Genomic DNA, 26870 nt, shown 5'->3' with positions numbered 1-26870 from the left:
TTTCATGATATTGTAATAATTATTTCTCAGAAAATTGTATTATATTAATGTCGTAAGCCAATTCATTAATTGGTGATAAATAGGAATGATAAAAATGGCTGCAGAACAGAAATATCCTTTAATACAGATAAACTCTATGAAAACAGATGATGAGTATAACAAACTTATCAATGATCCAAATGGTGACTTCCAAAAATACAACGAAGATTTTATAAAGAAAAATCCAAATGCTGTAGAAATTTTAGAAAAGCTTGATTCTGGAGAGCCGCAGCATATACCTCTATATAAAATAAAAGAATTAGGCTCTGGCGCATATAACCTTTGGTTGGAAATTACAGTGGCAGACAGTAGAGGTGATCCTATTAAGCTTGACTCTACGGAGTTTATGGCTTGGCAGCGTGAGGCTCCTGATAAAAGTGTTGATAAATGGGCAGAGGATAGAGGGGTATCTATTATTTCTCAGAAAGAAACTTATGCGGCTGGTGATCAAAAGATAAATATTGAAACCCCAGAAGGCGCGCGCCGCGCAGTTACTTTTAGGGGAATAATTTCAGAGCCACGTGAAGCTAACTATGGTGAGATAGTCATTGATGGTACAAATGGAAAACCGGTTAATAATGGCGACGGATTGCCAGATATATATGTTACAGAAAAGGTATTAACACAAATAAAATCCGGTATTCCTTATCAAGATCGTGTGATTGTCATGGATCAGGTACATGATGGAGGGCAATTTGATGAGGTGAAGTTTTATTTCGGTGCAGATAAAAACAACCCAAAAACGGACGAACAATTAATTGCTAATTTTTCAAGGACGCAAGCTAGTTCATTTACTGATAAAGAATATTTCCATAATGGATCCGAAGGCAAGTACACTGCTATGTCCTATGCTCAGTATCAAGCGTGGACTTATGATGTGGCTCAAAATCCAGAGAATGCTTCAATAGCATTTACCGATTGGGTAGATAAAAAATGGGGAAATAAAGAGCGCTTTGATCAGCTTTTTGCAGGTAAAGCCACTTTATCTAAGGAAGAATATGCAGTAATAAATTCTCAATCGGCGTTAAAACAATCAGAAGATAAAATTTATAGTGGTACAGAATTTAAGGAATTACTGGAAAGAGCAGGGTTAGGAAATTTTGCTGACGCTAAAAAAATATTAGCTGATGGTATGAGTGTTGCTGATCTTAATGGTAACAGTAGAATGGATGATAGTGATTTGTTCCGTCTTACTCCTAATGCGGTCACAATATTACAGAAAAAGGCAGAAGAAAGAGGCGCGCGTTAATAATAGATTGAGCTGACACCAAGAATTTTTTATATCTAAATATACCCAAAAAAGAATATAGTGTGGTTTTAGAAAACATTTGCCACATGCTTTTTCGCTGCTATATTACCGAACGTATAATACGATAATAAGTAAAAAATAATATAAAAGAACGACACAGGATTTATGAAATTTGTAATTGAAAGAGCTGATTTGTTGAAAAGCCTAAGCCACGTTCAGTCAGTTGTTGAAAAGCGTGGAACTATAGCTGTATTGTCTAACGTGAAGATTGACGCTAAAGGTAGTGATATTTCGCTTACGGCGACCGATATGGATATAGCCGTTGTAGAGAAAGTGGCGGCTCAAATTAACGCGGAAGGCTCTACTACCGTGCCGGCGCATACTTTATATGACATAGTCCGCAAACTTCCTGAAGGTACCCAGATAGAAATGAGTAGCAGTGCTGATGGTGGAAAGATTTCTATTAATGCTGGGCAGTCACGTTTTTCTCTTGCTTGCCTTCCTGTTGATGATTTTCCGGTTATGGCTGAAGGTGATCTCAAGCATAATTTCACCCTTAAATCAACAGAGTGTCTCGCGCTTATTGAAAAACCTAGCTTTGCCATATCTACAGAAGAAACTCGTTATTATCTAAATGGTATATATTTCCATGTGGCGGGTGATGGTGATGATAAAACTCTACGTTCGGTAGCGACCGATGGTCACCGTTTAGCAAGAGTTGAGATAGCTCTTCCCGCTGGAGCTGACGGCATACCTAGTATTATTGTGCCAAGAAAAGCTATATATGAACTTAAGAAAATACTAGAGACCGGTGAGGGTGATGTAGCTATTTCATTATCTGAGTCAAAAATCCGTTTTGTTTATGGAGACGCTGTTTTAGTATCCAAATTAATTGATGGTAATTTCCCTGACTATGAAAGAGTAATTCCATCAGCCAATGATAAGCTTATGGAAGTTAATTGTAAAATTTTTAGAGAGGCGGTAGACAGGGTTTCGGTTATATCATCGGAAAAATCACGGGCGATTAAATTAAAATTGGAAAATGGTAATTTGACTTTATCGGCCGGTGGTGGTGATCAATGTGAGGCCTCAGAGGAAATAGAGGTAACTTACTCATCGGGTCCGCTAGAGATAGGTTTTAATTCTCGTTATATGCTGGAAATGATGGGCGAAATAGAAGGTGATACCGTACAGTTCCTATTAAATGACAGTGGCTCTCCGGCATTAGTGCGCGATACAGCGGATGTAACTTCTCTATATGTTATAATGCCGATGAGGGTATGAGTGTTACGCTAGAAAATTCTATTCTTGCTGTTAATAGAGATGATAGTAGTGAAGTTGTTTTTTACACTGCAAAGTCAACTTGTAACCCTAAAAAAATATCGCTTTCCTCTCTGTCACTTTCTAATTTTCGCAATTATCGTAACACTCGTATAGAGGTTTCAGAAGAACCAGTAGTTTTAACTGGTGTGAACGGAGCCGGAAAAACCAATATACTGGAAGCTATATCTTTACTTATCGCCGGTCGGGGACTAAGAAAAGCGAAATTATCTGATATTGATAGCTTGAATATAACTCTTCCAGAAGAAGCAATACTTCCTGTTGTTGGAAGAGATTATAATACTGGTTGGACAGTTTCCGCGAATATTTATGGTAAACAAGGTGAGGTAAAGATAGGAACTGGTAGGTCTTTTGATAATTCTGAAAATGCTGATAAACGCATAGTAAAGATTGATGGACAGCTTACCAGCAAGCATAGCGAACTTTTATCGCATATTTCTATAATCTGGCTTACTCCACAAATGGAACAGCTTTTTCTGGAAGGCGCGTCATCGGGGCGTAAATTTCTTGACCGTCTAGTATTTAATTTTGATCCAGCGCATGCCACTTGTGTAAATGAATATGAGTACGCCATGCGTGAGCGTAATAAACTATTACAATTTTCCGGTGCTGATAATAATTGGCTTTCATCTCTGGAGAAAAAAATGGCGGCAAGCGGGGTGGCCATAGCGCAAGCTAGAATCTCTACATGTGAGCATATAAATTACGCCATAGGTTCATCTACCCTTAGTTTTCCTAAAGCCTATATAGATATAATCGGATATGTTGAGGAGTTGTTAAAAGATGGTAAAACAGCTCTGGAAGCGGAAAATATGTTTGCTGAGACTTTAGCCATTAGCAGAAGAAAAGATGGTGAATCAGGTAGGACTAATGTTGGTACACACCGCAGCGAGCTTTTGGTAACTCATGTTAAGAAGAATATGCCAGCTTCCGCTTGCTCAACTGGTGAGCAAAAAGCGATGATGCTTTCCATAATACTAGCGCAAGCCCGCTCGGGAGCGATATGGCATAGGGTTGTTCCAATAATACTTCTTGATGAGATAGCAAGTCATTTAGACTCGGCGAAAAGACAGGAATTATTTGAGGAAATATATGATATTGGCGCGCAAACATGGATGACAGGGACTGATCAGTCATTATTTATGAGTTTACATGGAAAAGCCCAGTTTTTTAAGGTGGATAACGGTAGTGTTATTATATAATATTACTGTTCTTGAAAGGTGTGAATATGTCCATAGTAAGAATATCGCTTGTTTTTTTATTTCTAATAATATTTTCGGTTAATTTAGCGATCGCTAGAGAAAGAGCCATATCTATTAAAACTGGTGAGGATCTAAAAAAAAGCTTGTATGAGCACTGACCAAAGAAACATTAAAAGCTGTAAAAGCAAAATTTTTGTCGCGTATATGATAGAAGTGCATAGTCCATCAAAAAACAAAAATTTATGCACCTGTAACAGAGAAATTGTTTGTGGCATGAATATGGTGGATAAGGAAAAATTTCCTGATGCTTTTGTAAGATGGTCTGAAAATAATAGTCTGGAATATAAAGAAAAACTTGTTGGGATGAATGAAGCTTTCGCTATAGCTATCAGATTTGTAGAGGATTCTTTTGCTTGCGATATGGATAATCCATATAATCTTATTCAAGATAAGTATCTTGACTCAATAGAAGATTATAGAATGAATGGTAAAATCACTCCACAAGAGTTTATGAAGCAAAAGATGTTAGAAATGAGACAAAAAAGCTTAGAAATCCAACAAAAATTGCAGAATCAATGAATTATAACTGTAGATAATAATAGATATAGTTAGGTGTTTATTGCCAGACAGACAATTAGTGCAAAAATCTTAATGTTAAAGCCAATTATTCAGTAAATTATTTGTCTTAACATGCGAAAATACGCAAAAAAACAGTTCCAATATTGTAGGGTTATGCTACAACTTCTTGCTGTGAATTATACAATTATAGTAGTTTATAATTATGTGGTTAGAAACTACTATCAAAACTATCGCCGAAAGTGGTGGTTTTGCACTATGTAGCGAGTGTTAAAATTATTTTCAATATAATTATTAAAAATAAAAAATATTATAATTTTCAGAGAATAAAAAATGGCTGAAGCGTTAAAAATAGAAGAAGTAGAGCATGACATGCAGCAAAATAATTACGGTGCGGATTCAATTAAGGTATTAAAGGGGCTGGAGGCGGTTCGCAAGCGTCCGGGTATGTATATCGGGGATACTGATGACGGTTCCGGCTTGCACCACATGATCTATGAGGTGGTGGATAACGCTATTGACGAAGCGCTCGCCGGACATTGTGATTTAGTTACGGTAAGCCTTAATAACGATGGTTCATGCACGGTGTCTGACAACGGACGTGGTATTCCAGTTGATATACATGAGGGAGAAGGAGTATCAGCCGCTGAGGTTATTATGACCCAACTCCACGCCGGTGGTAAGTTTGACCAGAATTCATATAAGGTATCTGGTGGTTTGCATGGTGTTGGTGTGTCGGTGGTAAATGCTCTTTCAGTATATCTAAATTTAACAATATGGCGCAATAACAAGCAGTATGAAGCAAAATTCTCGCACGGTGAAACCACGCAACATCTTAAAATAGTTGGTGACACTGAGGGCAAAAAAGGTACAAGCGTTACCTTTCTGCCATCTAAAGAAACTTTTTCTATGATAGATTTTAACTTCGCTACTGTTGAGCATCGTCTGCGTGAGCTGGCTTTCCTTAATTCAGGTGTGCGTATTTTGCTTAAGGATGAGCGTACAGATCCAGCAACAGAGATAGAGTTTTATTATGAAGGTGGAACAGAAGCCTACGCTAAATATCTGGATAAAAGCAAACACGCTCTGCATGATACTATCGTCATAAAAGGTGAGCGTGATGGCATGGGGGTTGAGGTCGCCATGCAGTGGAATGACAGCTACCATGAAAATGTCCTAGCTTTCACCAATAATATCCGTCAGCGTGATGGTGGAACTCATATCATCGGATTCCGCGCCGCTCTTACTCGCTCAATCAATAAATATTTTGATGAAAGCGGTATGTCTAAAAAAGCTAAGGTCGGTATAACCGGTGATGACGCGAGAGAAGGGCTTACCGCTATTGTCTCGGTTAAGGTTCCTGACCCTAAATTCTCCTCGCAAACTAAGGATAAGCTGGTTAGCTCAGAAGTACGTCCGGTGGTTGAGAGCTATGTGTACGATAAACTTTCGCAGTGGATGGAAGAGCATCCGCAAGACGCTAAAACATTAGTTGGGAAAATTATAGAAGCGGCATCCGCCCGTGAGGCGGCCCGTAAAGCTCGTGAGCTTACTCGTCGTAAGGGTGCGCTAGATATTTCCTCGCTTCCAGGAAAACTAGCGGATTGTCAAGAGCGAGACCCAGCGAAATCAGAATTATTCATAGTAGAGGGTGACTCGGCGGGTGGTTCAGCTAAGCAGGGACGCAGCCGTAATTATCAGGCGATATTGCCGCTTAAAGGTAAGATACTAAATGTAGAGCGCGCGCGTTTTGACCGGATGTTATCTAGTCAGGAAGTCGGAACGCTGATTACCGCTATTGGTACAAGCATCGGACGTGAGGAATTCAATATAGAAAAAGCTCGTTATCATAAGATAATTATTATGACTGACGCGGACGTTGACGGTTCTCATATCCGCACTCTGCTGCTTACTTTCTTTTTCCGGCAGATGCGCGAGCTTATTGAAAAAGGCTATTTGTACATAGCGCAGCCGCCGCTTTATAAAATGCGTAGAGGCAATAGCGATGTTTACTTAAAGGATGATAAGGCTTTGGAACAGCATTTACAAACTTCCGCTCTTGATGGATCTTCTATCGTATTAAGCAGTGGCAGAATTATTGATGGTGACGAGCTTGCGGATATTCTTACTAAAGCATATAAAGTAAATAGCGCTCTTAGCTCACTAGCGAAACGTATCCCGATTAATCTGCTGGAAGCCGCGGCGCTAGCCGGTATATTTGACGGTAATGCGGGAAGTGTGGAAAAAGCAAAAGCATGGGCAGAGTCGCTGGCAAGGCTGGAAGGCGAGCAGGCTGGCTGGGAATGCTCATTTGAAAATGATGTGTTCAAAATCCGGCGTATGGTAAGAGCGGTAGAAGAAATTTATCTATTTGAGGATAAAAATCTGCGTAGTAAAGACGCTAACGAAATAGCGAGCCATTCCGGATATTTCGCGGAGTATTTTATGAGCTCGTTAACCATCACCCGTAAGCAAAGTAGCGCGGAGATTAACACTCCGTCAGAACTATATAACACATTGATGGATTGGGCACGTAAGGGCTCTACCATCCAGCGTTTCAAAGGTCTTGGTGAGATGAATCCGGATCAGCTATGGGAGACTACATTAAACCCAGAAACCCGTCGCTTGTTACAGGTGAAAATTGAGGATGACGCTGAGACGGAAGCTCTATTCTCCACATTAATGGGTGATGTGGTGGAGCCACGCCGTGATTTTATTATCACCAATGCCCTAAGTGTTGAAAATCTGGATATTTAGTTATTTAGTAGATATATAGCTACCAACGGTAATAATTACCTAAATGACTTTAGTTAACTATTGCTTTTTTAGTTAAGCTAAATTAATCTCTATAAAAATTACAAACAGAAAAAAAGGAAATAAAATGGGACATGCTGATAGTACCGCAAAGACCGGTCGCCTAGTTTTAGTAAGACATGGAGAAAGTGAGTGGAATCAAAAAAACCAATTTACCGGCTGGGTAGATGTTTCTCTTACTGAAAAAGGAATTGAACAAGCTAAGGAAGCTGGTAAGCAGCTAAGAGATTCTGGATTCCAACCTGATGTGGTATATTCTACCAATCTCTCTCGCGCGAGTAGTACCGCAAGAGAAATGCTTAATGCTATGGGAACGCCTAGTAAAGAAATTAAGATAGATGATAGGATGATTGAGCGTCACTATGGCGATGTTACCGGATATAATAAAAAACAATTAGAGAGTGATTATGTACAGCAAGCCATAAAAGATGGTAAGTCTGAGGAAGAAGCTAAGGAAATAGCCGCTGGAAAAATTAAAACATTACGTCGTTCATACGATAATCCGCCGCCAGCTATGCAGGACTCAAATCCATATCATCCAAATAAAAATTCTCAAAAAGGTGAAGGCGAACCTAAATTTATTATTGTACCAGATAATGACGCTAAAACAGAGTCACTGTCAGATGTTGTAAAGCGGGTAAAACCATTCTGGGAGGAGGAAATATTACCTAGATTACAAAATGGCGAGAATATAATGATCTCAGCGCACGGTAACAGCCTACGCGCGCTCACCATGATAATAAAAAATATGAGTAAAGATCAGATAATAGAGTACAACATGGATAACGCTAAACCATATATATATGATATATCCTCTAAAAAAGGCGCGAAAGATTGGGAATATAAAGAGGTTGACCTCGCGGCGGCAGCTAAGGCAAGGTAGTAATATTTATTTATAGGTTTTTACGTTGTGAATTGCTATTGGTAATATATTTTACTAGGGAGTGATTTATGAAAAAAACAGAACAAGATATAAAAGAGAAATTGGAAAGTATAATCTCTTCTGTTGCTTCTAGTAAGGAAGGTGGCAAGGTCGGCGGTCATGTGGTGGTTCGTCAACAAGTGGATGATAATAATAAAACCACTAATATTACCATTACTTATAATAGACCTCTTGATTCACATATTAATAAAGGTATGGATTTACAGGATCATCAGAAAAAATCCATTATAGAGTCTCATATCTTGCTAGATGAGTTGCGGAAAGCTGAGGTTATAAAAAACTCAGGTGAGGTTGGGAATAGCTTGCGAGAGATAAGGCAACCAGATCTTGATGAGAAGGGACACTATCCTGATAACTCAATAAATGTTGCTGATAATGTTCGTATGAAAATTAATGAAAGGGGAAATGTAGTTCTTTCTATTAAACATAGTCAGCCGGCTGGTAGTAAAGATAAAGACTTAGATAAATCGCTGGACAGTGTACTTAAGAAATATACAAAAGTTTCCGCTAATATAGCAGCTATTAATAATTTAGAGTCCTCCAGAGGAAAAGCGATAAATTTCTAACTCGACTATACTATAAACGCTACCACGTTATTTCTAACTGTTTTTGTATAACTTAAGTAATTCCATAGCGGCTTGAGTAGCTGGTTTGTTGCCATCTGATACTTCATTCTCAGTAGATTTAATGCTATTCTTTACTGTTGTATTATTTATAAAGCCACTAACTAGATTTTCTTTTATTTCTTTCCACATCCATGATACCGCTTGCCCAGAACGTCGGTTTGCTAGTTCCTTTGAATCAGTCATTATTTTTCTGAAATCACAAGCGGTTTGCCATATATCACTGATATTCTTATTTTCAAGAGCGGAGCAGGTAACAGCTTTCGGTTGCCAGCTATTATTTGCTGGATGTAACATTTTAAGAGCCGCTGAATAGTCCGCACGCACTCTTTTTGCTTGTCCTTGCAGGTCTCCATCGGCCTTATTTACAACTATCAAGTCAGCAAGCTCCACTATGCCTTTTTTGATGCCTTGTAATTCATCACCACTACCTGGTAGAAGTAGTAACATAAACATATCTACCATATCGGCTACTTCAGTCTCTGATTGTCCAACACCAACAGTCTCAATAATAATAACATCATAACCAGCCGCCTCACAAAGCAGCATTGCCTCACGAGTACGCCTTGCGACTCCTCCCAGAGAACCAGAGGTTGGCGATGGGCGGATAAAGGCAGATTCATGTTGGGCTAGTTTCGCCATACGGGTTTTATCGCCAAGTATGGAACCACCAGTCTTGATACTGGAAGGGTCAATAGCAAGTACCGCTACTTTATGACCTTGCTCAATAATATGTAGACCGAAAGTTTCTATAAAGGTCGATTTACCAACACCGGGAACACCTGTTATTCCTATCCGTAGGGAGTTTCCAGTTTTTGGTAGTATTTCACTGAGCAAGCCTTGTGCTTGTTCCTGATGTTCTTTTTTAGTGGATTCTATAAGTGTTATAGATTTAGCAAGACTAGCACGGTTAAATTCCATCACTTTAACCATCAATCATCACTTTCAATACGCTCTTTTAATTTATTAGCGTCCGTCTGATACATTTCAGCTACTTTTATAGTCACCTCATCAGGTGGTGAGTTTCCTGCACCAGAGACAATAATCTCGCCGTAATCCTCAAACCTATATAAGTTTAGCGTACCATCTCGCTGTGCCTTAAGAAAAGCTGGGTAAAGCTTTGACTTCACAGCGACATACACCCAAAATGGATGCCCATTTTCCAGCATACCGTAAACCAAAACTATCGTTCTAGTTGGATCAGGTTTTTTATCATCTGTATCAGTCATGTATATTTTATTAGTTATTATCCCGTATTTAGCAGATTCTTCATAACATATTGTAAGATACCACCGTTTTTATAATATTCCAGCTCATCCAATGTGTCAATCCGACATAGCAATGGAACCACTATACTGGATTTATCTTTATATTCTATTAACATATCCAGTTGCATGCGTGGCTTCAGACCATTTTCTATACCGTTAATGCTGATAGTCTCATCACCAGTAAGTTTTAGGTTGTTTCTATTACTATCTCCTTGAAAAACAAGGGGAAGTACGCCCATTCCTACTAGATTACTACGATGAATACGCTCAAAACTTTCGGCTATAACCGCCTTAACTCCTAGTAATTTGGTGCCTTTTGCCGCCCAATCACGTGAGGAGCCAGTTCCGTATTCCTTACCAGCTATAACAACCAGCTCAGAGCCATCTTGTTGATATTTCATCGCCGCATCGTAAATACTGACTTTTTCATTATTATATAAGGTATATCCACCTTCCTCACCATCCATCATCTCGTTTTTAATACGGATATTAGCGAAAGTACCACGCATCATCACCTCATGGTTACCACGCCTTGCCCCATAAGAATTATAATCAGCAGGTTGAACACCGTTTGCCGCTAGGTAAGAAGCCGCTGGGGAGTTTTTGGCTATGTTACCGGCGGGTGATATATGGTCAGTAGTTATTGAGTCACCGAATAAAGCTAGTATCTTCGCGTTTTCTATATCCTTTAGCGCCACTCCATCACCAGTGTTAAATGAGGTGAAGTAGGGAGGGTTTTGTATATAGGTGCTTTTATTATCCCAGCTATAGGTCTTGCCTTTCCCGACAGGAATGTCTTGCCATTCCTTTTCACCACTAAATACGTCAGCGTATTTTTTCGCGAACATTTCAGAAGTAACGCAGCCCATAACCACATCGGCTACTTCTTTATTGCTTGGCCATATGTCTTTTAGATAAACTGGGTTACCGTCACTATCATTACCAATCGGATCTTTGGCTATATCAATATTCATACTACCAGCAAGAGCGTAAGCTACCACTAATGGAGGTGATGCCAGATAATTAGCTTTCACCAATTGATGAACTCGTCCCTCAAAGTTACGGTTTCCAGAAAGTACTGAAGCTACCACTAAGCCTTTATCTTTTATCGCTGTCTCTATTTCCTCGTTAAGTGGACCAGAGTTTCCGATACAAGTGGTGCAGCCATAACCAACAAGGTTAAAGCCAATTTCATTAAGTGATTTATCAAGACCCGACCGTGCCAGATATTCAGTAACAACTTTTGAACCAGGTGCCAAAGAGGTTTTTACCCATGATTTTGGTCTAAGCCCTTTAGCGGCGGCATTTCTTGCCACCAAACCAGCCGCCAGCATCACGTAAGGGTTGGAGGTATTAGTACAACTCGTAATGGCCGCTATTACCACGCTACCATGCGACAGATTATCCGTGCCGCGCTCGGAGTTGGCTGTTTTATTTTCCTTATTAAGCTCAGGAAGAGAAGATTCAAAAGATTCTTTCGCTTTAGATAGAAGAACTTTATCTTGTGGTCGTTTAGGACCAGCAAGTGATGGCTCAACAGTTCCCATATCAAGTTCAAGAGTATCAGTAAATATAGGATCCACGTAATCCTTATCACGCCACATTCCTTGCGCCTTAGCGTATGCTTCAACCAACTCGACTCTACCACTATCTCTGCTAGTAAGCTTAAGATAATTTATAGTCTCAGCGTCAATCGGGAATATTCCACAAGTAGCGCCATATTCTGGAGCCATATTAGCGATGGTCGCCCGATCAGCAAGCGGCATATGATTAAGCCCCTCACCAAAAAACTCTACAAATTTGCCAACCACGCCTTTTTTGCGCAACATTTGGGTTATGGTAAGAACGATGTCAGTAGCGGTCACTCCTTCTTTGGCTTTTCCGGTAAGCTTAAATCCGATAACCTCAGGTATAAGCATAGAAACGGGTTGACCAAGCATTGCCGCTTCCGCTTCAATACCACCAACACCCCAACCAAGAACACCAAGACCATTTATCATCGTGGTGTGGCTATCGGTTCCTACAAGTGTGTCGGGATAAGCGACGCCATCTTGTGTCCATACAGTCTGTGCTAAATACTCAAGGTTAACTTGATGGCAGATACCAGTTCCGGGAGGAACCACACGGAAATTATTAAACGCACTTTGTCCCCAGCGTAGAAACTCATAGCGCTCACGGTTGCGCTCCATCTCTAAAGATACATTATCGGCAAAGGCTGCTGCTGTACCGTACTTATCAACCATAACTGAGTGATCTATAACTAGATCAACCGGCGATAAGGGGTTGATTTTCTCAGGATCGCCACCAAGCTTTTTCATAGCGTCACGCATCGCCGCTAAGTCAACAACCGCTGGAACACCGGTGAAATCTTGCATCAAAACTCGCGCCGGACGATAAGCTATCTCACGATCTGAGCTTTTATTTTTAATCCAGTCAGCAAATGAGCGTATATCATCAGCGCTAACACTTATGTCATCCTCATGGCGGAGCAAATTTTCAAGCAAAACTTTAAGACTATATGGTAGACGCTTAAGATCACTACCAAGAGACTCATAAGACTTCGGCAGGCTGTAATATTCATATTCATTACCACCGGCATCTATAGTGGATTTGGTATTAAATGAGTTCTTGCTCTTGTTTTTCACAATATTCTCCTTAATGTATAATTCTTAGAGACAGATTTATAAACTATTTTATATTTTTGTAACGTATGATTAAACAATTTGTTAGAAATAATAAAGTATTAATTTAGGTCGTGTAACTATTAACTTATACGATTATAGGATAATGAAATAAGTATATATGTAATATTATGTTATCATGTAGGGATATTAGCTGCGTTCGTGGAGAAAATATAATTTTTAGCCATCTTGGATTTTCGTTGCAAGAAGGTGCTTTGCTGCTGCTGAAAGGAGCTAATGGCGCTGGCAAGACTAGCCTACTTAAAATATTATCAGGTCTTCTTGAGGCTGATAGTGGTGATATATTATGGGATGATGTATCAATAAAAGATAATTATGATTTTAGAAGAGAATTGCTTTTTATAGGTCATAAAAGTGGTGTGAAGGCGGATGCTACCGTCTATGAGAATTTACTATTTTGGGCAAAATTATATGATACGGAATTATTGATTCCAGCCGCTATGGCATTCTATGGTCTTGAGCGTTTTTCTGATGTTCCAGCATCTCAACTTTCCGCCGGTTGGCAACGTAGGATTGCCCTTGCTCGCCTGATTATATCACCATGTAAATTATGGTTGCTTGATGAACCGACAAATTTTCTTGATGAGGAGGCGGTAATACTCACCGCTAGTCTTATTGAGTCACGGGTAAAACAGGGCGGTATAGTGGTTGTCGCTTCTCATATAATGAATTCATCAATAGCAGCCCATACTTTATGGTTAGATGATTTCAGGCACTACGAATTTAGAGAAATAGAGACGGAAAGTAAATTCACATGAGATATTTCCTCTCAATATTTCGCCAGTCAGTCATGTTGTCATTCCGCAAAGGTGGCGGAGCGATGGGAGCATGTGCTTTTTATATAATAACCATAGCCTTATTCATCTTCGCTATGGGGCCACAGATGGTTTCATCCTATACCACTTCAGTAATGTCTATAAGTATGCTTCTTGCCATAATAACCACACTACCACTGATGTTTGAACGAGATTATGAGGATGGTAGTCTTGAACAAATAATATTACAGCCTGTATTACTAGAAATAATGGTACTCGCGAAAATATGTGGGAGTTGGTGTTCAAATATACTGCCTATATTAATTGTCTCGCCACTTATAGCTATATCAGCTAGTCTTTCTGTTCAGCAAATTTTAGTGTCATTATCGGTGCTTACGGTCGCTTCTTTTGTTATGGTGGCTCTTGGCGCGATTGGCGCGGCTCTTACTATTGGTAGTAAAAGAGGAGGGCTGCTTCAGGCGCTTGTAATAATGCCGCTTTATATTCCAATACTTATTTTCTCCTCAACAAATAGTGGAGAGCACGGTCTGTTATTCCTATCTGGTATATTATTATTTTTATTGCCACTTTCTTGCTATGTTTGCGCCGCCCTTATCAGAATAAGCAGTGATTGAAATTGTGTCTATATACAAAAATACAAAAAAATCAGCCACTAATTTCTTTAATTATGCCAATATAACGCCCATAACCTACATAATACATGATGTTGAATGGTTTTAGCGTTGTTTACCACCGTCATTATGCCGTAGCCCTGTCTGTGGTATACTTGTTCCAACAGACCCAGATGGACCATCTTTTCTGGATAATTCCTGGATATAACGTTCGTATCTACCCATGATATTTTCTCTGCTATTACTATCGGGATTATTGAATTCGCGCGCAATACTTTGCCTGGCGCTATTCAAGATTTCTGGTCTTGTGATGTCAGCAGGTCTTATTGAATTCATACCATTATAACCTTCCCTAATACGATGATCTTCCTTAATATGATGATCTATCGCACGTCGTTCCTTATCAGTAAGTGCATCATAAAGTGGTGTTTCACTCTCCAACGTTTTAGCCATTTTTTCCTCCGAAGCTAAATTTAGTAAAATTACAGCAATAGTAAAGTTTTATTAAAGAAAAGTCAACTGAGATTACTATAGAAAGCTCTACGAAAGGTTATTTTTATCTCAAATTTCTAAATTTCTTACTCCAAATCAAGAAAAGTAAATCTGTCACGGCTAAAGCGAGCGGTAGATAAAGCTTTGTTAAAATCTTCTCTATTCCAGCCTATATTTTCTAGCTTAGTGTGGCATCCAGCTTTTTTTAATATGCTTTCTATTTGTGGTGCGCCCATCATTATCTTCTCTATTTCACTTTTTACATCATCCCAGTTTGCTTCTTTAATTTTTTCTCGTTTTTCCATCAATAATTTCTGTTTTTTCTCAAACAGTAGCGAAAACTCAATTGTTAGCTCAGATCCGTAAAAATTCTTAATCTCATCAATATTAAAGATAGTATCTTTGAGTTTAAGCTCTTTCTTTAGCAGGTTTTCTTGCAATTCCGCCATATACAGGCTGGTTATTCCAATTTCCTCTCCATGCAGGGGAATCACATTTCTGTTATGTTCATTACGATTATTTTGTAGCATATTATAACAATGTGCTATCATATGCTCGCCCTGACTAGCCGGATAACTGCCTTTTGCCGCTGTCATACCGAGTCCTGATATTAGCAACAGTTCAAGCAGCTTTTTTGTTATGTCAAAATCAGTTTTCGCTATAGCAGAAGCGTTCTCAAAGACTTCCTCCTCAATATCGTGCTGTATCAAAAAAACATCTTCTATATAGTTAGTCGCGAGCAATAAACGCGAAAGTAACCAGTCACATTGAGCCGTAGGGCGCGCTAAACAGTCACCAAGCCCACTTCTCGTTAGCCTTACGGGCGCTTGCGCTATTATTTGCAAGTCACAAAATACTGCTTTTGGTAGGTTCGCTTGCTGGCTGCTTTTATGTCCATCAACTTCAATAGAGGCACTTGCCGATAAATAGCCATTCATGCTAGCGGCGGTTGGGAAAACAACATATGGTTTTTTATCAAGATAGGCGGCGTATTTACATAAATCATTTATTGTACCACTACCAACAGCGATAATAGCGTCACAATACATGCTTTTTTGTCTTATATAATTTACATTATCCATGCTGGCAGTAGGGCTTGCCTCAAAGCTTATATGACGATTTTTTGAGTGTTTTCTTAAAGCGGAAAATACCCTATTTCCAAATATATCAGTGGTATTTATATCATCCACTACCGCGAAGCTACAGCCATTGCTTAGGTAAGGAGTCATGGCGAGCAAATCATCAATATCATTACGCAGCGATGATTCGCTAATAATAAGCGGTATTTCCTTGATTAAGGGCGATATTCTATCTTTTGTTTCGTTGCTAAGCATGTATATTATTTATTGTGATATTCGTCTTATTTTATTATACTTTCCCGCTATATATAACAATTTTATATAAGCATAACATAATGAATAAGATAATTAGATTATTTCTTATAGTAATTTGTGGTAAGAATTACCATAAGTTACTATCAAAACCAACTCCGAGAGAGTCGGTTTTGCGCCGCGTAGCGAGCGAGACAACTTTGTTTTTCTGGAGAAAAATAAGGTTGGTTAACTATAAAATTGTTATTTTTTTAGCCATTCCATCTTCAGTTTACGCTTCTGATGATATAGCGGATGATGGTAGGAGAGCGGTATCACAAGCTGGTAGGGTTTCTATAGTTAATAGCGCGACAACATTAACAGATAGGACAAGACCAGCTATTACTATAGATTTAGAACAGGAAAAACATAAGAGAAAAACACTTGCTAACTACTCCATAGATCGGGTTATTTATGAAAAAGAACAAAAATTAGAGAAAGATAGTAAATCTGGTGGTTTCTTTGATGTATATTATAAATCCAGAGATAAAATGCTTAGTGGAGAATATGATATTTTTGATGATTCTGATACAGAGGTAAAATCTCGTATTAATCTATATGATGATGAATTTTATAATGACAAAGAAGGTAATCTGGTTAACCGTAAAAGCCGTTATAATCAGGGGATATCAAAATATGACCTTATTGATAAGGGTGGTGACTAGGGAGAGTTAGCCTCAAAAATAATGAGGAAAACTAAGTTATCTTTCTAAAAAATAATAGAAATTATCCGAAATGATGTGTTATAATCCACCGAGCATAAATTATATATAATATTATAGAGGTATTTATAAGAAATGACCATACGCCAAGTTATAATAGCACCAGATCCGGTGCTTAAAACCAAATCATCACCGGTTAAGAAAGTAGATGATGAAATTCGTGCTTTAGTAAGTGATATGTTTGATACAATGTATTATGAGAGAGGGATTGGTCTTGCCGCTGTTCAGATTGGTGTTCTAAAACGTATATTGGTCGCTGATGTTGAATGGAAAGAGGATAATAACCACAAAGCTGATATAGGCGAACAGCACGTGTTAATAAACCCTGAAATAATTTCTGATTCAGGAGATGAGCATAATTTTAAGGAAGGATGCCTATCTTTTCCTGAACAGTTCGCTGATGTCGTGCGACCATCATCCGTTAAGGTGAAATATCTTGATTTAGATGGTAACAGTCAGGAAAAAGAGTTTGCTGGTCTACTCGCCACCTGTATTCAGCATGAGATTGATCATTTGAATGGCATAACCTTTGTGGATCACATATCAAAATTAAAGCGTGATATAATAAATCGTAGGCTTGTAAAGCTTAAAAAAGCCGGCGCTTTTGATCCAGACCATGTCCACGATGAACATTGTAATCATGGATAGTTTAGGTGTAGGTAGTTCTTAGATGAAAATAATATTTATGGGGACACCTTTGTTCGCGCTTCCAGCGCTCCGTGCGTTGTATGAGAGTGAGCATGAAGTTGTCGCTGTTTACACCCAACCACCACGCCCTGCTGGAAGAGGACAGAAGGAACAAAAGTCACCTGTTCATCAATTCGCTGATGACAATAATATAGCTGTATATACTCCAGTAAGCCTTAAAACAGAAGAAGCTCAGAAAGAGTTTGCTTCTCATAAAGCTGACGTAGCGGTTGTCGCCGCTTATGGTTTGCTACTGCCAGAAGAGATTTTACAAGCCTGCCCATCTGGTTGTATTAATATTCACCCATCATTACTGCCGCGTTGGCGAGGAGCGGCTCCGATTCAGCGTACAATTATGGCTGGTGATATAATAACCGGAATTTGTATAATGCAAATGGATGTTGGTCTTGATACAGGAGATATATTGCTTAAAGAGGATAATATAAAAATTTCAAACCACAATGCTGGCGAATTGCACGATTTACTAGCGGAAAAATCAGCGGCATTGTTATTAAATGCCTTGCGACAGTTAGATACTCTAAAGCCTATGAAACAGGCAGAGGAGGGTGTGATTTATGCCAAGAAAATAACTAAGGAAGAACGAGCTATAAATTGGGCTAGCAAAGCTCAGGAAATATATAATCAGATACGCGGACTTAGCCCACAACCAGCGGCTTATTTTACTTATAACGGTGAGAATATAAAAATCTTTTCAGCTAATCTAGTAGAAACATCTGATAATAACCAATTTCCAGTTGGTAGTACCGTTGATGATGAGCTTACAATAGCTTGTGAAGACGGTTTATTAAAAATAGAGGAAGTACAAAGACCAAACAAAAAGCGGATGCACGCAAGCGAAATGCTTAAATCTTTTCCTATTAATAAAGGAGTAAGACTACTATAATGTTTATCTACCTTTTTTTGAGTCAGCGATTTTTTTATTATCTACCGCTCTGCTATAGTTAGTGATACATTGATGTTCTATACTGCCTGCTGAGGCGAGTTTTATATATTGTGTATTAAAATCGCTAATATCGTCTATTACTTTTTGTTCTATTATTTCTTTACCTATTAAAGCGGTCAGAGATGACGTAAGACTTTCTGCCTTATTTCGGTCATGCTTTAGCATTTCTGGCGGACAATCAATAGAATAAGTATTTACAACCCCTGTGTAGTTGTGATTTTTGTCTATATCCATATGCCATATAGCGGCAACAGCGGCTTTTATATTATTTTCTATATCATCAGTAACTTGTGAGAATTGCTTATTTTTTCTATTTAACTCAGATTTAACCTGACTTGTTATTTTATCATATGTATGGTCTGGCATAATATTTTATAATAGATATTTAAGTAATATGATAATAAAGGTTACTATACATTAATTAATCCTAGAATCAAACAAAATGACCAAAAAAACACAACGCTACCGACTAACAATAGAATATGATGGCACAAACTACGCCGGATGGCAAAGACAGAATGATCAGCCAACAGTCCAAGAAGCTTTAATGAACGCCATATATCATTTTTGTAGACAAAGGGTAAATGTAGTCGGAGCAGGACGAACAGACTCTGGTGTTCACGCCACCGCACAGGTCGCTCATATTGATATAGACAGGAAAATGGATGGTTTTAAGGTGATGCAGGGAATAAATTATTATTTGTTCAACCCGCCAATTTCCCAAGAAAATATGGCTGCAGACTTTAACAAGCTATGGCCAGAAAATCGTATAGCGGTGCTTGACGCGAAAGCGGTCGGTGATGATTTTGACGCTAGATTTTCCGCGATTAGACGACATTATATGTATCGTATAATCAATCGCAGGCAAAGGCTTGCCTTAGAAGAGGGCAGAGCTTGGCACGTGATTGAGGAACTAGATGATAAGAAAATGCAAGAAGCCGCGAATATATTAGTTGGTCATCATGATTTTACCAGTTTTCGTGATACAATGTGCCAGTCAAAATCCCCAGAAAAAACATTAGAAAAACTGGACATAATACGTCGTGGCAACGAAATACATATTACCGCTTCCGCTCGCTCGTTCCTACACCATCAGGTACGAAATATGGTAGGAACTTTAAGTCTGGTTGGTAAAGGTAAATGGCAGGTGGAGGATGTAAGAACAGCGCTTGAGGCAAAAGACCGAAAAGCCGGAGGACCAACCTGCCCAGCCTCAGGGCTGTATTTTATCGGTGTTGATTACTAAGGGCTAGACACTAGGCATCAGGCAATAGAGGACAAGAAACTCGGTAAGCCAGACCGAGTTAGCCTTCAGCAATGCTTTATGGGATTCCAGTAGGAAATACCGGAGACGAAATATAAAAATATCCTATAATACCTCCCTTAGTCTTTTTATGCTTTCTTCCTTACCAAGTATTGCCATTGCCTCAAACATACTCGGAGAAGTAGTTTTACCAACGATAGCGGCACGTATTGGCGACATAATATTACCAAGTTTATTAGAGGTTTTCTCAGCGTAATTTTTGCAGATATTTTTTATTTCCTCACTGTTCCAACTACTAACCACCTCTAGCTCATTGAGTAATGATTTTATTATTTCTCTGCCACCATTACTCAATATTTCTATAGATTTTTCATCAAGAGCAACTGGAGTATCCACCACATAAAATTCCGCCGCTTTCGCTAGTTCCACCAATGTCTTTGCCCGCTGCTTAAGCCCAGCCATCGCCGGAATTAAGATATTATTTTTTTCTTCTACGCTCTTACTTGATTTTTCTATTAGCGGGATTATTTGTTCCACTAATTTTTTATCATCTTCATTTCTGATATAATGACCATTTAGATTATCAAGTTTAGCGAAGTCAAAGCGTGATGGCGACTTGCCGATAGCCTCAAGATTGAACCATTCTATAGCCTGAGCGGTGGATATTATCTCATCATCACCATGTGACCAACCAAGACGCAACAGATAATTGCGTAACGCCTCTGGTAAGTATCCCATATTTTTATATTCACCAACTCCAAGCGCGCCATGACGTTTAGAAAGTTTCGCGCCATCCGCGCCATGTATTAGCGGAATATGTGAAAAACATGGCACGCTCCAACCCATAGCGTTATAAATCTGCGCTTGACGGAAGCTATTGGTGAAGTGGTCATCACCTCTAATAATATCGGTTATCCCCATATCATTATCATCAACCACTACCGCTAGCATATAGGTGGGAGTGCCATCCGATCGTAGTAATATCATATCGTCAAGCTCAGAGTTAGAGATTTTTACTACCCCTTGTACATTATCCTCAACTATGGTTTCTCCCGTGTCTGGTGCTTTAAGGCGGATTGTTGGCTGAACTCCATTTGGTGGTGTTTTATTTCCAGACCGGTAAGGACTGCGGAATTTCTCATTAGGGTGTTTTTCCCTGAATTCCAGCAACTCTTCCTGTGTGGTGTAGCAATAAAAAGCTTTGCCTTTTTTTAGTAACTCATCCGCCACTTCTTTGTGACGGGCGGCAAGGGAGAATTGATGAACTATATCACCATCCCAATCAAGACCCAACCAACGCATTCCGTCTATAATAGCTTCTGTCGCCTGAGTTGTTGAACGGCTGCGATCAGTATCTTCTATCCGTAGTAGAAATTTTCCATTATGATGTCTGGCGTATAACCAGTTAAACAAAGCGGTGCGCGCGCCACCAATATGTAAAAATCCGGTAGGAGAGGGAGCGAAACGGGTTATAACGGTCATAATAAATAAGTGATTTTTAATGTTAATAAAGAACCAGCTTATAAAGCTTAAACATTTACTTTACAACGAAAAACAGCGTTTTGTATTGTGGATTCCCGTGTTATTCGCTGTTGGTATTGGCATTTATTTTTCTTTGAACAGTGAGCCTGACATTTACCGGACATTTTACGGGTGCGCTGTGCTGATCGTGACAATTTTACTATTTCGTCGCAATCCAAGTCTTAAGCTTCTCGCTATTTCTTTGTTCATAATATCGCTAGGCATATTGCGTGCTGAGATAAGAACTTATGAGGTTGCCGCCCCAGTTTTGCGTAAAGAAATATTTTTCCGTAAAATTGAAGGTAAGATTACTGATATTATAAATCACCGTAAGGGTAAAAAAATTATCCTTTCTGAATTAAAAATAGCGGGAGTCAGCTTAGAAAATACTCCAAAATATATAAGTGTTACTCTAAGAAAATATAGCGATAATATTGATATATCCGATATTGTATCATTGCGGGGGACACTCTTCCCACCGCCAACTCCTTCTATGCCCGACTCGTATGATTTCGCCCGTATGTTCTTTTACAAGCAACTCGGCGCTGTCGGCTACTCGGTAGAAGAGCCGGTTATTATACAAAAATCCGCTTCTAGTGATTTTAGGCAATCACTTAATGCCCTGCGATTATCTATTACGGAAAATATAATAAGGCAGATGGGTAGCGACAGCGGTAATGTAGCGGCAGCCCTTATGGTTGGTGAGCAATCTGGAATTTCGGATAATATAAAAGAAATAATGCGTAGTTCCGGTATATATCACGTGCTTTCAATTTCTGGTCTGCATATGTCGCTAGCGGCAATGCTAGTTTTTGTAACCGTTAGGTTTTTGTTAAGTTTGTATATGCCGTTTGCTCTGCGCTTTAATATCAAAAAAATATCAGCGGTCGTCGCCCTTATCAGTTCGTTTGCCTATCTTACACTCGCTGGCTATCCAACTTCGGCTGTTCGCTCTTTCATTATGGTAGCAAGCGTGATGCTAGCTATTTTATGTGATAGGAGCGGGATTAGCCTGTTCTCTCTAGCGTGGGCGGCTCTTATTATTCTCATTCTTCAGCCAGAATCATTACTTAGCGCTAGTTTCCAGCTTTCTTTTGCCGCTACTCTTGCCATACTAGCTTTCTATGAAAGATTCTCCTATCTGCTTTATCGCTCTGAGATGAGTTTTTCACAGCGGATAAAAACCTATTTTTTGGCGGCGATGTTTACCTCATTGGTCGCCACGCTAGCTACCATGCCATTTGTGATTTATAACTTCAATCGTTTTACCATTTGGTCAGTTGCCGCCAATATGCTGCTTATGCCGCTAGTTTCATTCGTGATAATGCCTGCGGCGGTTCTCGCCTTTCTATTTATGCCGTTTAGCGGAGAGTATTATCCGCTAATGGTACTTGATTGGGGTATTTCATTAATGATTCGTGGCGCGGCGTTCTTTTCCTCATTGCCGTATTCAGCGATAAATGTCGCCTCTCCAACATTTTATGGACTAGTAACCATTATATTCGCTGGATTATGGTTATGCCTGTGGCAGCAAAAATGGCGATTACTCGGCATACCCTTTATTGTCGCCGGTATGATGACCGTTTTTTTATATAAGCCATATGACATGCTGATAAATGATGAGGGTAAAAAAATAGCCCTGCGTCTTAAAACCGGAGAATTTATATTCCTACGTGGTAGGAAAAACAGCTTTGAGGCAGAGTTATGGATGAAAAAACACGGTAGTAAGGATGTTATATCCGTTAAGGAATTGAGTAAAGATGTGGGTGAGTGTAACAGGTATAAATGCCGTCTGACCATAGATGGTAAAAAAATCACCATAATGCGTAGCCGTAAAAATATAGAGGAAAGCTGTGACGATGACCCTGATATAGTAATCTCACCTAACTATCTGGATAGAAGAGAGGGCTGTAAAAATGTGCCATTACTCATAGACAAAGCCTACCTGCGCAAAAATGGCGCGACCGGACTACGCTTTATACAAGATAATGTAGAGGTAAAAAACAGCTCTACCCTACGCGGAAAACGTATATGGGTGGAATGAGCTATATCTTAATAAGTTAAATAAACAGATGCTATACACCGCGCTTTATCGCTTCATAAAGTGTATTGTTCCTTCCAGAAGCGCCTTGAGCGTTAGCGCTAGGTATTTCCTGTGTTGCTGTCGCTTTAAGAGCGTTTGCTAAAATAGCTTTTATTTCTTGTTTATGTTTTTTTAAATCATATCCTTTTAATCTTTGAGCGACATTATCTATAGCTTGATCTATAGTTTTAATACTTATTGACTTGTTGGTGGCGATCTCTTTAGATGTAGCCTCAATAGCTGCTGTTAGTGCTTGAACATGATTAATAAATTTATCTTTATCTTCTCCAGAGACTACTACATTCACTTCATCAAATCTTCCTGTCCCGTCCATGATAATTTCTCCCTATTTTTTTACTACGACAACCGCCGGTTACAGTATTTAATAAATATTAATAAGTCAAATCTTTAATTACCCATGATTCCACTGAATTGTTGCAAGCGCTAAAAAATAATGATAGATAACCCCTGCAATCCAACCTACTTATAATTATGGTATGAAGATAATATCCAAAGACCTAAATGTTTTTTATGGAGCGAAACAGGCTCTTTTTGATATTAATATATCCATTCCAACTAACTCGGTAACAGCGTTAATAGGTCCAAGTGGCTGTGGGAAATCAACTTTTTTGCGTTGTATCAACCGGATGAACGACACGATTGATATATGTCGGGTGGAAGGTGAGATAATAATTGATGACTGCGATATAAACTCAAAACAACAGGATGTAGTACAGCTTCGCTCTTGGATTGGTATGGTATTTCAAAAGCCTAACCCGTTTCCAAAATCTATATATGATAATGTCGCTTATGGACCTCGTATCCACAATATAACTAAAAACAAGGCTGAGCTTGATGAATTGGTAGAAAGTTCTTTGCGTAAAGCTGGTCTTTTTGATGAGGTAAAAGACCGCTTGCATGATTCAGGAACAGGGCTTTCCGGCGGTCAGCAACAGCGTCTTTGTATCGCCCGTACCATAGCGGTAAATCCTGAGATAATCCTTATGGACGAGCCATGCTCAGCGCTTGATCCCATAGCCACCGCCAAAATAGAAGAGCTTATAGACGAGCTTAAAGATAATTTTACTATAGTGATAGTCACCCATTCTATGCAGCAGGCAGCGCGTGTTTCACAAAAAACCAGCTTTTTCCACATGGGGAAGGTTATAGAATCAGGTGATACCAGCCAGATATTTACCTCGCCAAAAAACCAGCAAACTCAGGACTATATAACCGGTCGCTATGGGTGACTTATACATGTTCTAAGAGCATATGTGTAAGCTAGTTAGAATTCGATCTAACATATTATTTTTTAACTAGAATAGAGATAAAAAATCCGTCCATGCCACCTTCTTCTTGTAAATAACATGGTAGTGTTCGTATTTGCCCAATCTCATTAATCCAATCTTTTTTGCCATCTACCATATCGGCTTTTATCTTAATTAACTCAATATCATCACGCTTGTTCAATATTTGCTCTATTTGTTCCTCTCCTTCCTCTTTTTGTAGCGAGCATACAGAATATACCAGTAAACCACCAGTTTTTAGCATATTAAGAGCGTGGTTTATAAGACTGTATTGGATAATAGTCATTTTTGTGATGTCTTCCGGCTTTTTGTGCCACGCTACGTCGGGATGGCGGCGAATAGTTCCGGTTGATGAGCACGGAGCGTCAAGCAGAATAGCGTCAGGAGTAAAATCTGGCTGCCACTTAAGCGCATCAGCGTTTATACAGTTTGCTTTGAGTTTTAAGCGGCGGAGATTTATTTTAAGGGTGTTTACTCGTTCTTTTGATTTATCAATGGCTGTCACCTTAGCTCCAGCGTTTATTAATTGAGCTGTCTTGCCACCAGGCGCGGCGCACATATCAATAATATTCATTTGATTTAAGTTTTTGATGTTTTTAATAAGTAGCTTGGCTGGTATTGAGGCGGCAATGTCTTGAACCCACCATTTTCCTTCGCTAAACCCCTGAAGGTTTGTGATGTTTTTTGAAGATGATAAGCGTACGGAGTTTTCGGATACTACTTTGCCATCAAGGCGCTCTGCCCAAAAATTAGGATCATTCTTTACGGTTATATCAAGCGGTGGTTCTGCTGTGTGCATTTGTACTATTTTGCGTGTTTTATCAGTTCCATAGAATTTTTCCCAACTTTCCCAGAGCCATTTCGGGGTATTGATTTTTTCTGCGTCCTGACTATCAATTACTTCCTTTCCATCTTTTACCATACGTTTTAAGACCGCGTTTACCAAACCACTAAGACCCGCCATTTTTATTTTCTTAGTAAGTTCAACTGTAGAATGGACGGCGGCGTGAGGTGGGGTTTCAAGCCAGATTAGTTGGGCGATGCCAAGACGTATTATATGTTTAATTTTTATAATTTTTTTATTTATAGGCTGCTCTATGAATTTGTCTATCATCTCATCAATTTGACCGAGATGACGGATCGTGGTTTTTACGAGTAGCTGGGTAAAGGCTCTATCTGGTGGATTCATAAAGGAAAAATGACGGTCACTTTCCCAAGCACTATCTAGTGACTTTCCTTTATCAAGGGTGTGGACAAGTGCCATCAGCGCACTGAGACGGGCGTCATGTGGCTGTTTATTTTGTAAGGTTTTTGTTTTTTGCGCGGGCATTTTACTGTATAATCAGGTAGTTTATCGGAGTGTTGCAATAGATAACGAAGTGACTTGCTTATGGAAAATAAAGAAAAAGTACCAGAAGAAACTGTAGAAGTAAAAGATGATAATCATAAAGATGAGAAAAAAGTTGGCGTAAATAAGGAAGGTAACAAGCCATCTGTGGAGATAGGTGGTAGAGGGGGAGCTGACCCTACTAGATTTGGAGATTGGGAAATAGCTGGGAAATGTGTTGATTTTTAAGTTGTTTATATTTTTCTTCAGCTCTAGCGCTAGTAAAGTTAATGTAACCCAAATGTAATATAATTATTGTTTATTAACCATTTTTCATGTGTTATGCCTGTTATATATGGCTAATATTGAATTTTTGGATGGATAAAATGGAAAATAGAGAAGATGAAGTACAAAAATTAAGACAGCATCTTGATCCAAGTGGTACAGGTGTTTTTAGTGAGCAAAGGGCAAGAGAGATAGCTGCCGCTTCGGCTAGTTCTCTGGCGAGGAATGAAGATCCACTGCTTCCTATATACCCGACAACAGAGCATGGACTTGATCCGTATAAATTAGCAAGTGCTACGTTTGTTAAGTCTGGTCTAAAACTCGGTTCATCAGATGCCTTATCAATTTTTGTCGGTTCTATAGGTAATGAAATAAGGATTACTAATCAAAATTTCTTTAATCCAAATGGAAGAGAAACTATTGGCGCGGATGAGATGGCAGATGCTATTAGAAGAATGCACAAAAATGGGGTGACTCTTTCATTTGAACAATTGAAGAAAACCATAGCGTCAACTGGCATAGAGGTTGATGATGGGGTTGTAAGAGCTGGTGCCGCTTATGCTCAACACTTGGCTACGGATAAAAATACGGCAGTGGCTGGTAGAGATGGTGTGAGCGAACGTCCGGTTATTCCTATGACTCCAGCTATTACTAGAGAGATAACTGGGACGGCAAGGTAATTTCTTTTCATTGCTTTAGGTGTG

Annotated in this window: 26 protein-coding genes; 17 read left to right on the top strand and 9 right to left on the bottom strand. The window is 39.2% G+C overall.

Translation table 11 applies throughout. From position 1 onward, the window contains the following. Positions 1 to 94: 94 nt before the first annotated feature. The 7 genes from R3D71_06530 to R3D71_06500 all read left to right on the top strand — a co-directional run bounded on the left by R3D71_06530 (position 95) and on the right by R3D71_06500 (position 8730). A complete protein-coding gene (locus R3D71_06530) occupies positions 95 to 1288 on the top strand; it encodes a hypothetical protein (GenBank protein MEZ5691302.1) in 1194 nt (397 codons plus the stop codon). 165 nt (positions 1289 to 1453) lie between these two features. Further along, positions 1454 to 2572, top strand: a complete 1119-nt coding sequence (gene dnaN, locus R3D71_06525) for a DNA polymerase III subunit beta (protein MEZ5691301.1) — start codon at positions 1454 to 1456, stop codon at positions 2570 to 2572. Then, positions 2569 to 3831, top strand: coding sequence for a DNA replication/repair protein RecF (gene recF, locus R3D71_06520; protein ID MEZ5691300.1), 1263 nt, complete (start codon positions 2569 to 2571; stop codon positions 3829 to 3831). Before dnaN ends, recF begins: the two co-directional genes overlap by 4 nt. 147 nt (positions 3832 to 3978) lie before the next feature. Further along, on the top strand, positions 3979 to 4410 hold the full coding sequence (locus R3D71_06515) for a hypothetical protein (GenBank protein MEZ5691299.1): 432 nt from the start codon (positions 3979 to 3981) through the stop codon (positions 4408 to 4410). 369 nt (positions 4411 to 4779) lie between these two features. After that, positions 4780 to 7164: a DNA topoisomerase (ATP-hydrolyzing) subunit B gene (gene gyrB, locus R3D71_06510; protein ID MEZ5691298.1), complete on the top strand. Its 2385-nt coding sequence runs from the start codon at positions 4780 to 4782 to the stop codon at positions 7162 to 7164. A gap of 124 nt (positions 7165 to 7288) precedes the next feature. Continuing rightward, entirely contained in the window at positions 7289 to 8104 is an 816-nt protein-coding gene (locus R3D71_06505; GenBank protein MEZ5691297.1) for a 2,3-diphosphoglycerate-dependent phosphoglycerate mutase, read from the top strand. Between the two features lie 68 nt (positions 8105 to 8172). Next, positions 8173 to 8730 carry a hypothetical protein gene (locus tag R3D71_06500; GenBank protein MEZ5691296.1) on the top strand — a complete coding sequence of 186 codons (558 nt, stop codon included), beginning with the start codon at positions 8173 to 8175 and terminating at the stop codon, positions 8728 to 8730. A 33-nt stretch (positions 8731 to 8763) separates the two neighbouring features. Here R3D71_06500 and meaB read toward each other — a convergent pair whose 3' ends face one another. The 3 genes from meaB to acnA are packed head-to-tail and all read right to left on the bottom strand — an operon-like array spanning position 8764 to position 12700. Further along, entirely contained in the window at positions 8764 to 9720 is a 957-nt protein-coding gene (gene meaB / locus R3D71_06495; GenBank protein MEZ5691295.1) for a methylmalonyl Co-A mutase-associated GTPase MeaB, read from the bottom strand. Further along, on the bottom strand, positions 9720 to 10016 hold the full coding sequence (locus tag R3D71_06490) for a hypothetical protein (protein MEZ5691294.1): 297 nt from the start codon (positions 10014 to 10016) through the stop codon (positions 9720 to 9722). The genes meaB and R3D71_06490 overlap by 1 nt, the downstream gene beginning before the upstream one ends. A 17-nt stretch (positions 10017 to 10033) precedes the next feature. Beyond that, positions 10034 to 12700, bottom strand: a complete 2667-nt coding sequence (gene acnA, locus R3D71_06485) for an aconitate hydratase AcnA (protein MEZ5691293.1) — start codon at positions 12698 to 12700, stop codon at positions 10034 to 10036. 167 nt (positions 12701 to 12867) lie between these two features. On the opposite strand from acnA, the gene ccmA reads away from it, so the two are divergent. Both ccmA and R3D71_06475 read left to right on the top strand, forming a co-directional pair. After that, entirely contained in the window at positions 12868 to 13515 is a 648-nt protein-coding gene (gene ccmA / locus R3D71_06480) for a cytochrome c biogenesis heme-transporting ATPase CcmA (GenBank protein MEZ5691292.1), read from the top strand. Beyond that, a complete protein-coding gene (locus R3D71_06475; GenBank protein ID MEZ5691291.1) occupies positions 13512 to 14147 on the top strand; it encodes a heme exporter protein CcmB in 636 nt (211 codons plus the stop codon). Before ccmA ends, R3D71_06475 begins: the two co-directional genes overlap by 4 nt. A gap of 102 nt (positions 14148 to 14249) precedes the next feature. On the opposite strand, the gene R3D71_06470 is transcribed toward R3D71_06475, so the two are convergent. After that, entirely contained in the window at positions 14250 to 14597 is a 348-nt protein-coding gene (locus tag R3D71_06470) for a hypothetical protein (protein ID MEZ5691290.1), read from the bottom strand. Between the two features lie 125 nt (positions 14598 to 14722). Then, a complete protein-coding gene (locus tag R3D71_06465; GenBank protein MEZ5691289.1) occupies positions 14723 to 15970 on the bottom strand; it encodes an iron-containing alcohol dehydrogenase in 1248 nt (415 codons plus the stop codon). An 80-nt stretch (positions 15971 to 16050) separates the two neighbouring features. Here R3D71_06465 and R3D71_06460 point away from each other — a divergent pair, with 80 nt between their 5' ends. The 3 genes from R3D71_06460 (at position 16051) to fmt (ending at position 18319) form a co-directional block, all read left to right on the top strand. Then, on the top strand, positions 16051 to 16671 hold the full coding sequence (locus R3D71_06460) for a hypothetical protein (GenBank protein MEZ5691288.1): 621 nt from the start codon (positions 16051 to 16053) through the stop codon (positions 16669 to 16671). A gap of 132 nt (positions 16672 to 16803) precedes the next feature. Continuing rightward, positions 16804 to 17376 (top strand): peptide deformylase, encoded by a 573-nt coding sequence (def, locus tag R3D71_06455; GenBank protein MEZ5691287.1) that lies wholly within the window; start codon positions 16804 to 16806, stop codon positions 17374 to 17376. Positions 17377 to 17398: 22 nt separating this feature from the next. After that, a complete protein-coding gene (fmt, locus tag R3D71_06450; GenBank protein MEZ5691286.1) occupies positions 17399 to 18319 on the top strand; it encodes a methionyl-tRNA formyltransferase in 921 nt (306 codons plus the stop codon). A gap of 3 nt (positions 18320 to 18322) precedes the next feature. On the opposite strand, the gene R3D71_06445 is transcribed toward fmt, so the two are convergent. Next, a complete protein-coding gene (locus tag R3D71_06445; GenBank protein ID MEZ5691285.1) occupies positions 18323 to 18745 on the bottom strand; it encodes a hypothetical protein in 423 nt (140 codons plus the stop codon). A 76-nt stretch (positions 18746 to 18821) separates the two neighbouring features. Here R3D71_06445 and truA point away from each other — a divergent pair, with 76 nt between their 5' ends. Continuing rightward, positions 18822 to 19625 (top strand): tRNA pseudouridine(38-40) synthase TruA, encoded by an 804-nt coding sequence (gene truA / locus R3D71_06440; protein ID MEZ5691284.1) that lies wholly within the window; start codon positions 18822 to 18824, stop codon positions 19623 to 19625. A gap of 123 nt (positions 19626 to 19748) precedes the next feature. On the opposite strand, the gene gltX is transcribed toward truA, so the two are convergent. Beyond that, positions 19749 to 21128: a glutamate--tRNA ligase gene (gene gltX / locus R3D71_06435; protein MEZ5691283.1), complete on the bottom strand. Its 1380-nt coding sequence runs from the start codon at positions 21126 to 21128 to the stop codon at positions 19749 to 19751. A 16-nt stretch (positions 21129 to 21144) separates the two neighbouring features. Here gltX and R3D71_06430 point away from each other — a divergent pair, with 16 nt between their 5' ends. Beyond that, positions 21145 to 23208: a ComEC/Rec2 family competence protein gene (locus R3D71_06430; protein ID MEZ5691282.1), complete on the top strand. Its 2064-nt coding sequence runs from the start codon at positions 21145 to 21147 to the stop codon at positions 23206 to 23208. Positions 23209 to 23239: 31 nt separating this feature from the next. On the opposite strand, the gene R3D71_06425 is transcribed toward R3D71_06430, so the two are convergent. Continuing rightward, complete coding sequence (locus R3D71_06425) at positions 23240 to 23581, bottom strand: hypothetical protein (protein MEZ5691281.1); 342 nt, start codon at positions 23579 to 23581, stop codon at positions 23240 to 23242. 163 nt (positions 23582 to 23744) lie between these two features. Between R3D71_06425 and pstB the strand changes: the two genes are divergently transcribed. Then, positions 23745 to 24497: a phosphate ABC transporter ATP-binding protein PstB gene (gene pstB / locus R3D71_06420; GenBank protein ID MEZ5691280.1), complete on the top strand. Its 753-nt coding sequence runs from the start codon at positions 23745 to 23747 to the stop codon at positions 24495 to 24497. Between the two features lie 55 nt (positions 24498 to 24552). Here pstB and rsmB read toward each other — a convergent pair whose 3' ends face one another. Next, on the bottom strand, positions 24553 to 25884 hold the full coding sequence (rsmB, locus tag R3D71_06415; protein ID MEZ5691279.1) for a 16S rRNA (cytosine(967)-C(5))-methyltransferase RsmB: 1332 nt from the start codon (positions 25882 to 25884) through the stop codon (positions 24553 to 24555). A gap of 60 nt (positions 25885 to 25944) precedes the next feature. Between rsmB and R3D71_06410 the strand changes: the two genes are divergently transcribed. Then, positions 25945 to 26130, top strand: coding sequence for a DUF1674 domain-containing protein (locus R3D71_06410; protein ID MEZ5691278.1), 186 nt, complete (start codon positions 25945 to 25947; stop codon positions 26128 to 26130). A 137-nt stretch (positions 26131 to 26267) separates the two neighbouring features. Beyond that, on the top strand, positions 26268 to 26846 hold the full coding sequence (locus tag R3D71_06405; GenBank protein ID MEZ5691277.1) for a hypothetical protein: 579 nt from the start codon (positions 26268 to 26270) through the stop codon (positions 26844 to 26846). Positions 26847 to 26870 lie beyond the last annotated feature (24 nt).

This window comes from Rickettsiales bacterium, from assembly GCA_041396965.1.
Taxonomy (GTDB): domain Bacteria; phylum Pseudomonadota; class Alphaproteobacteria; order Rickettsiales; family SXRF01; genus SXRF01.
Note: the sequence above shows the minus strand (reverse complement) of the source record. Positions and strands in the feature narration are given on the sequence as shown.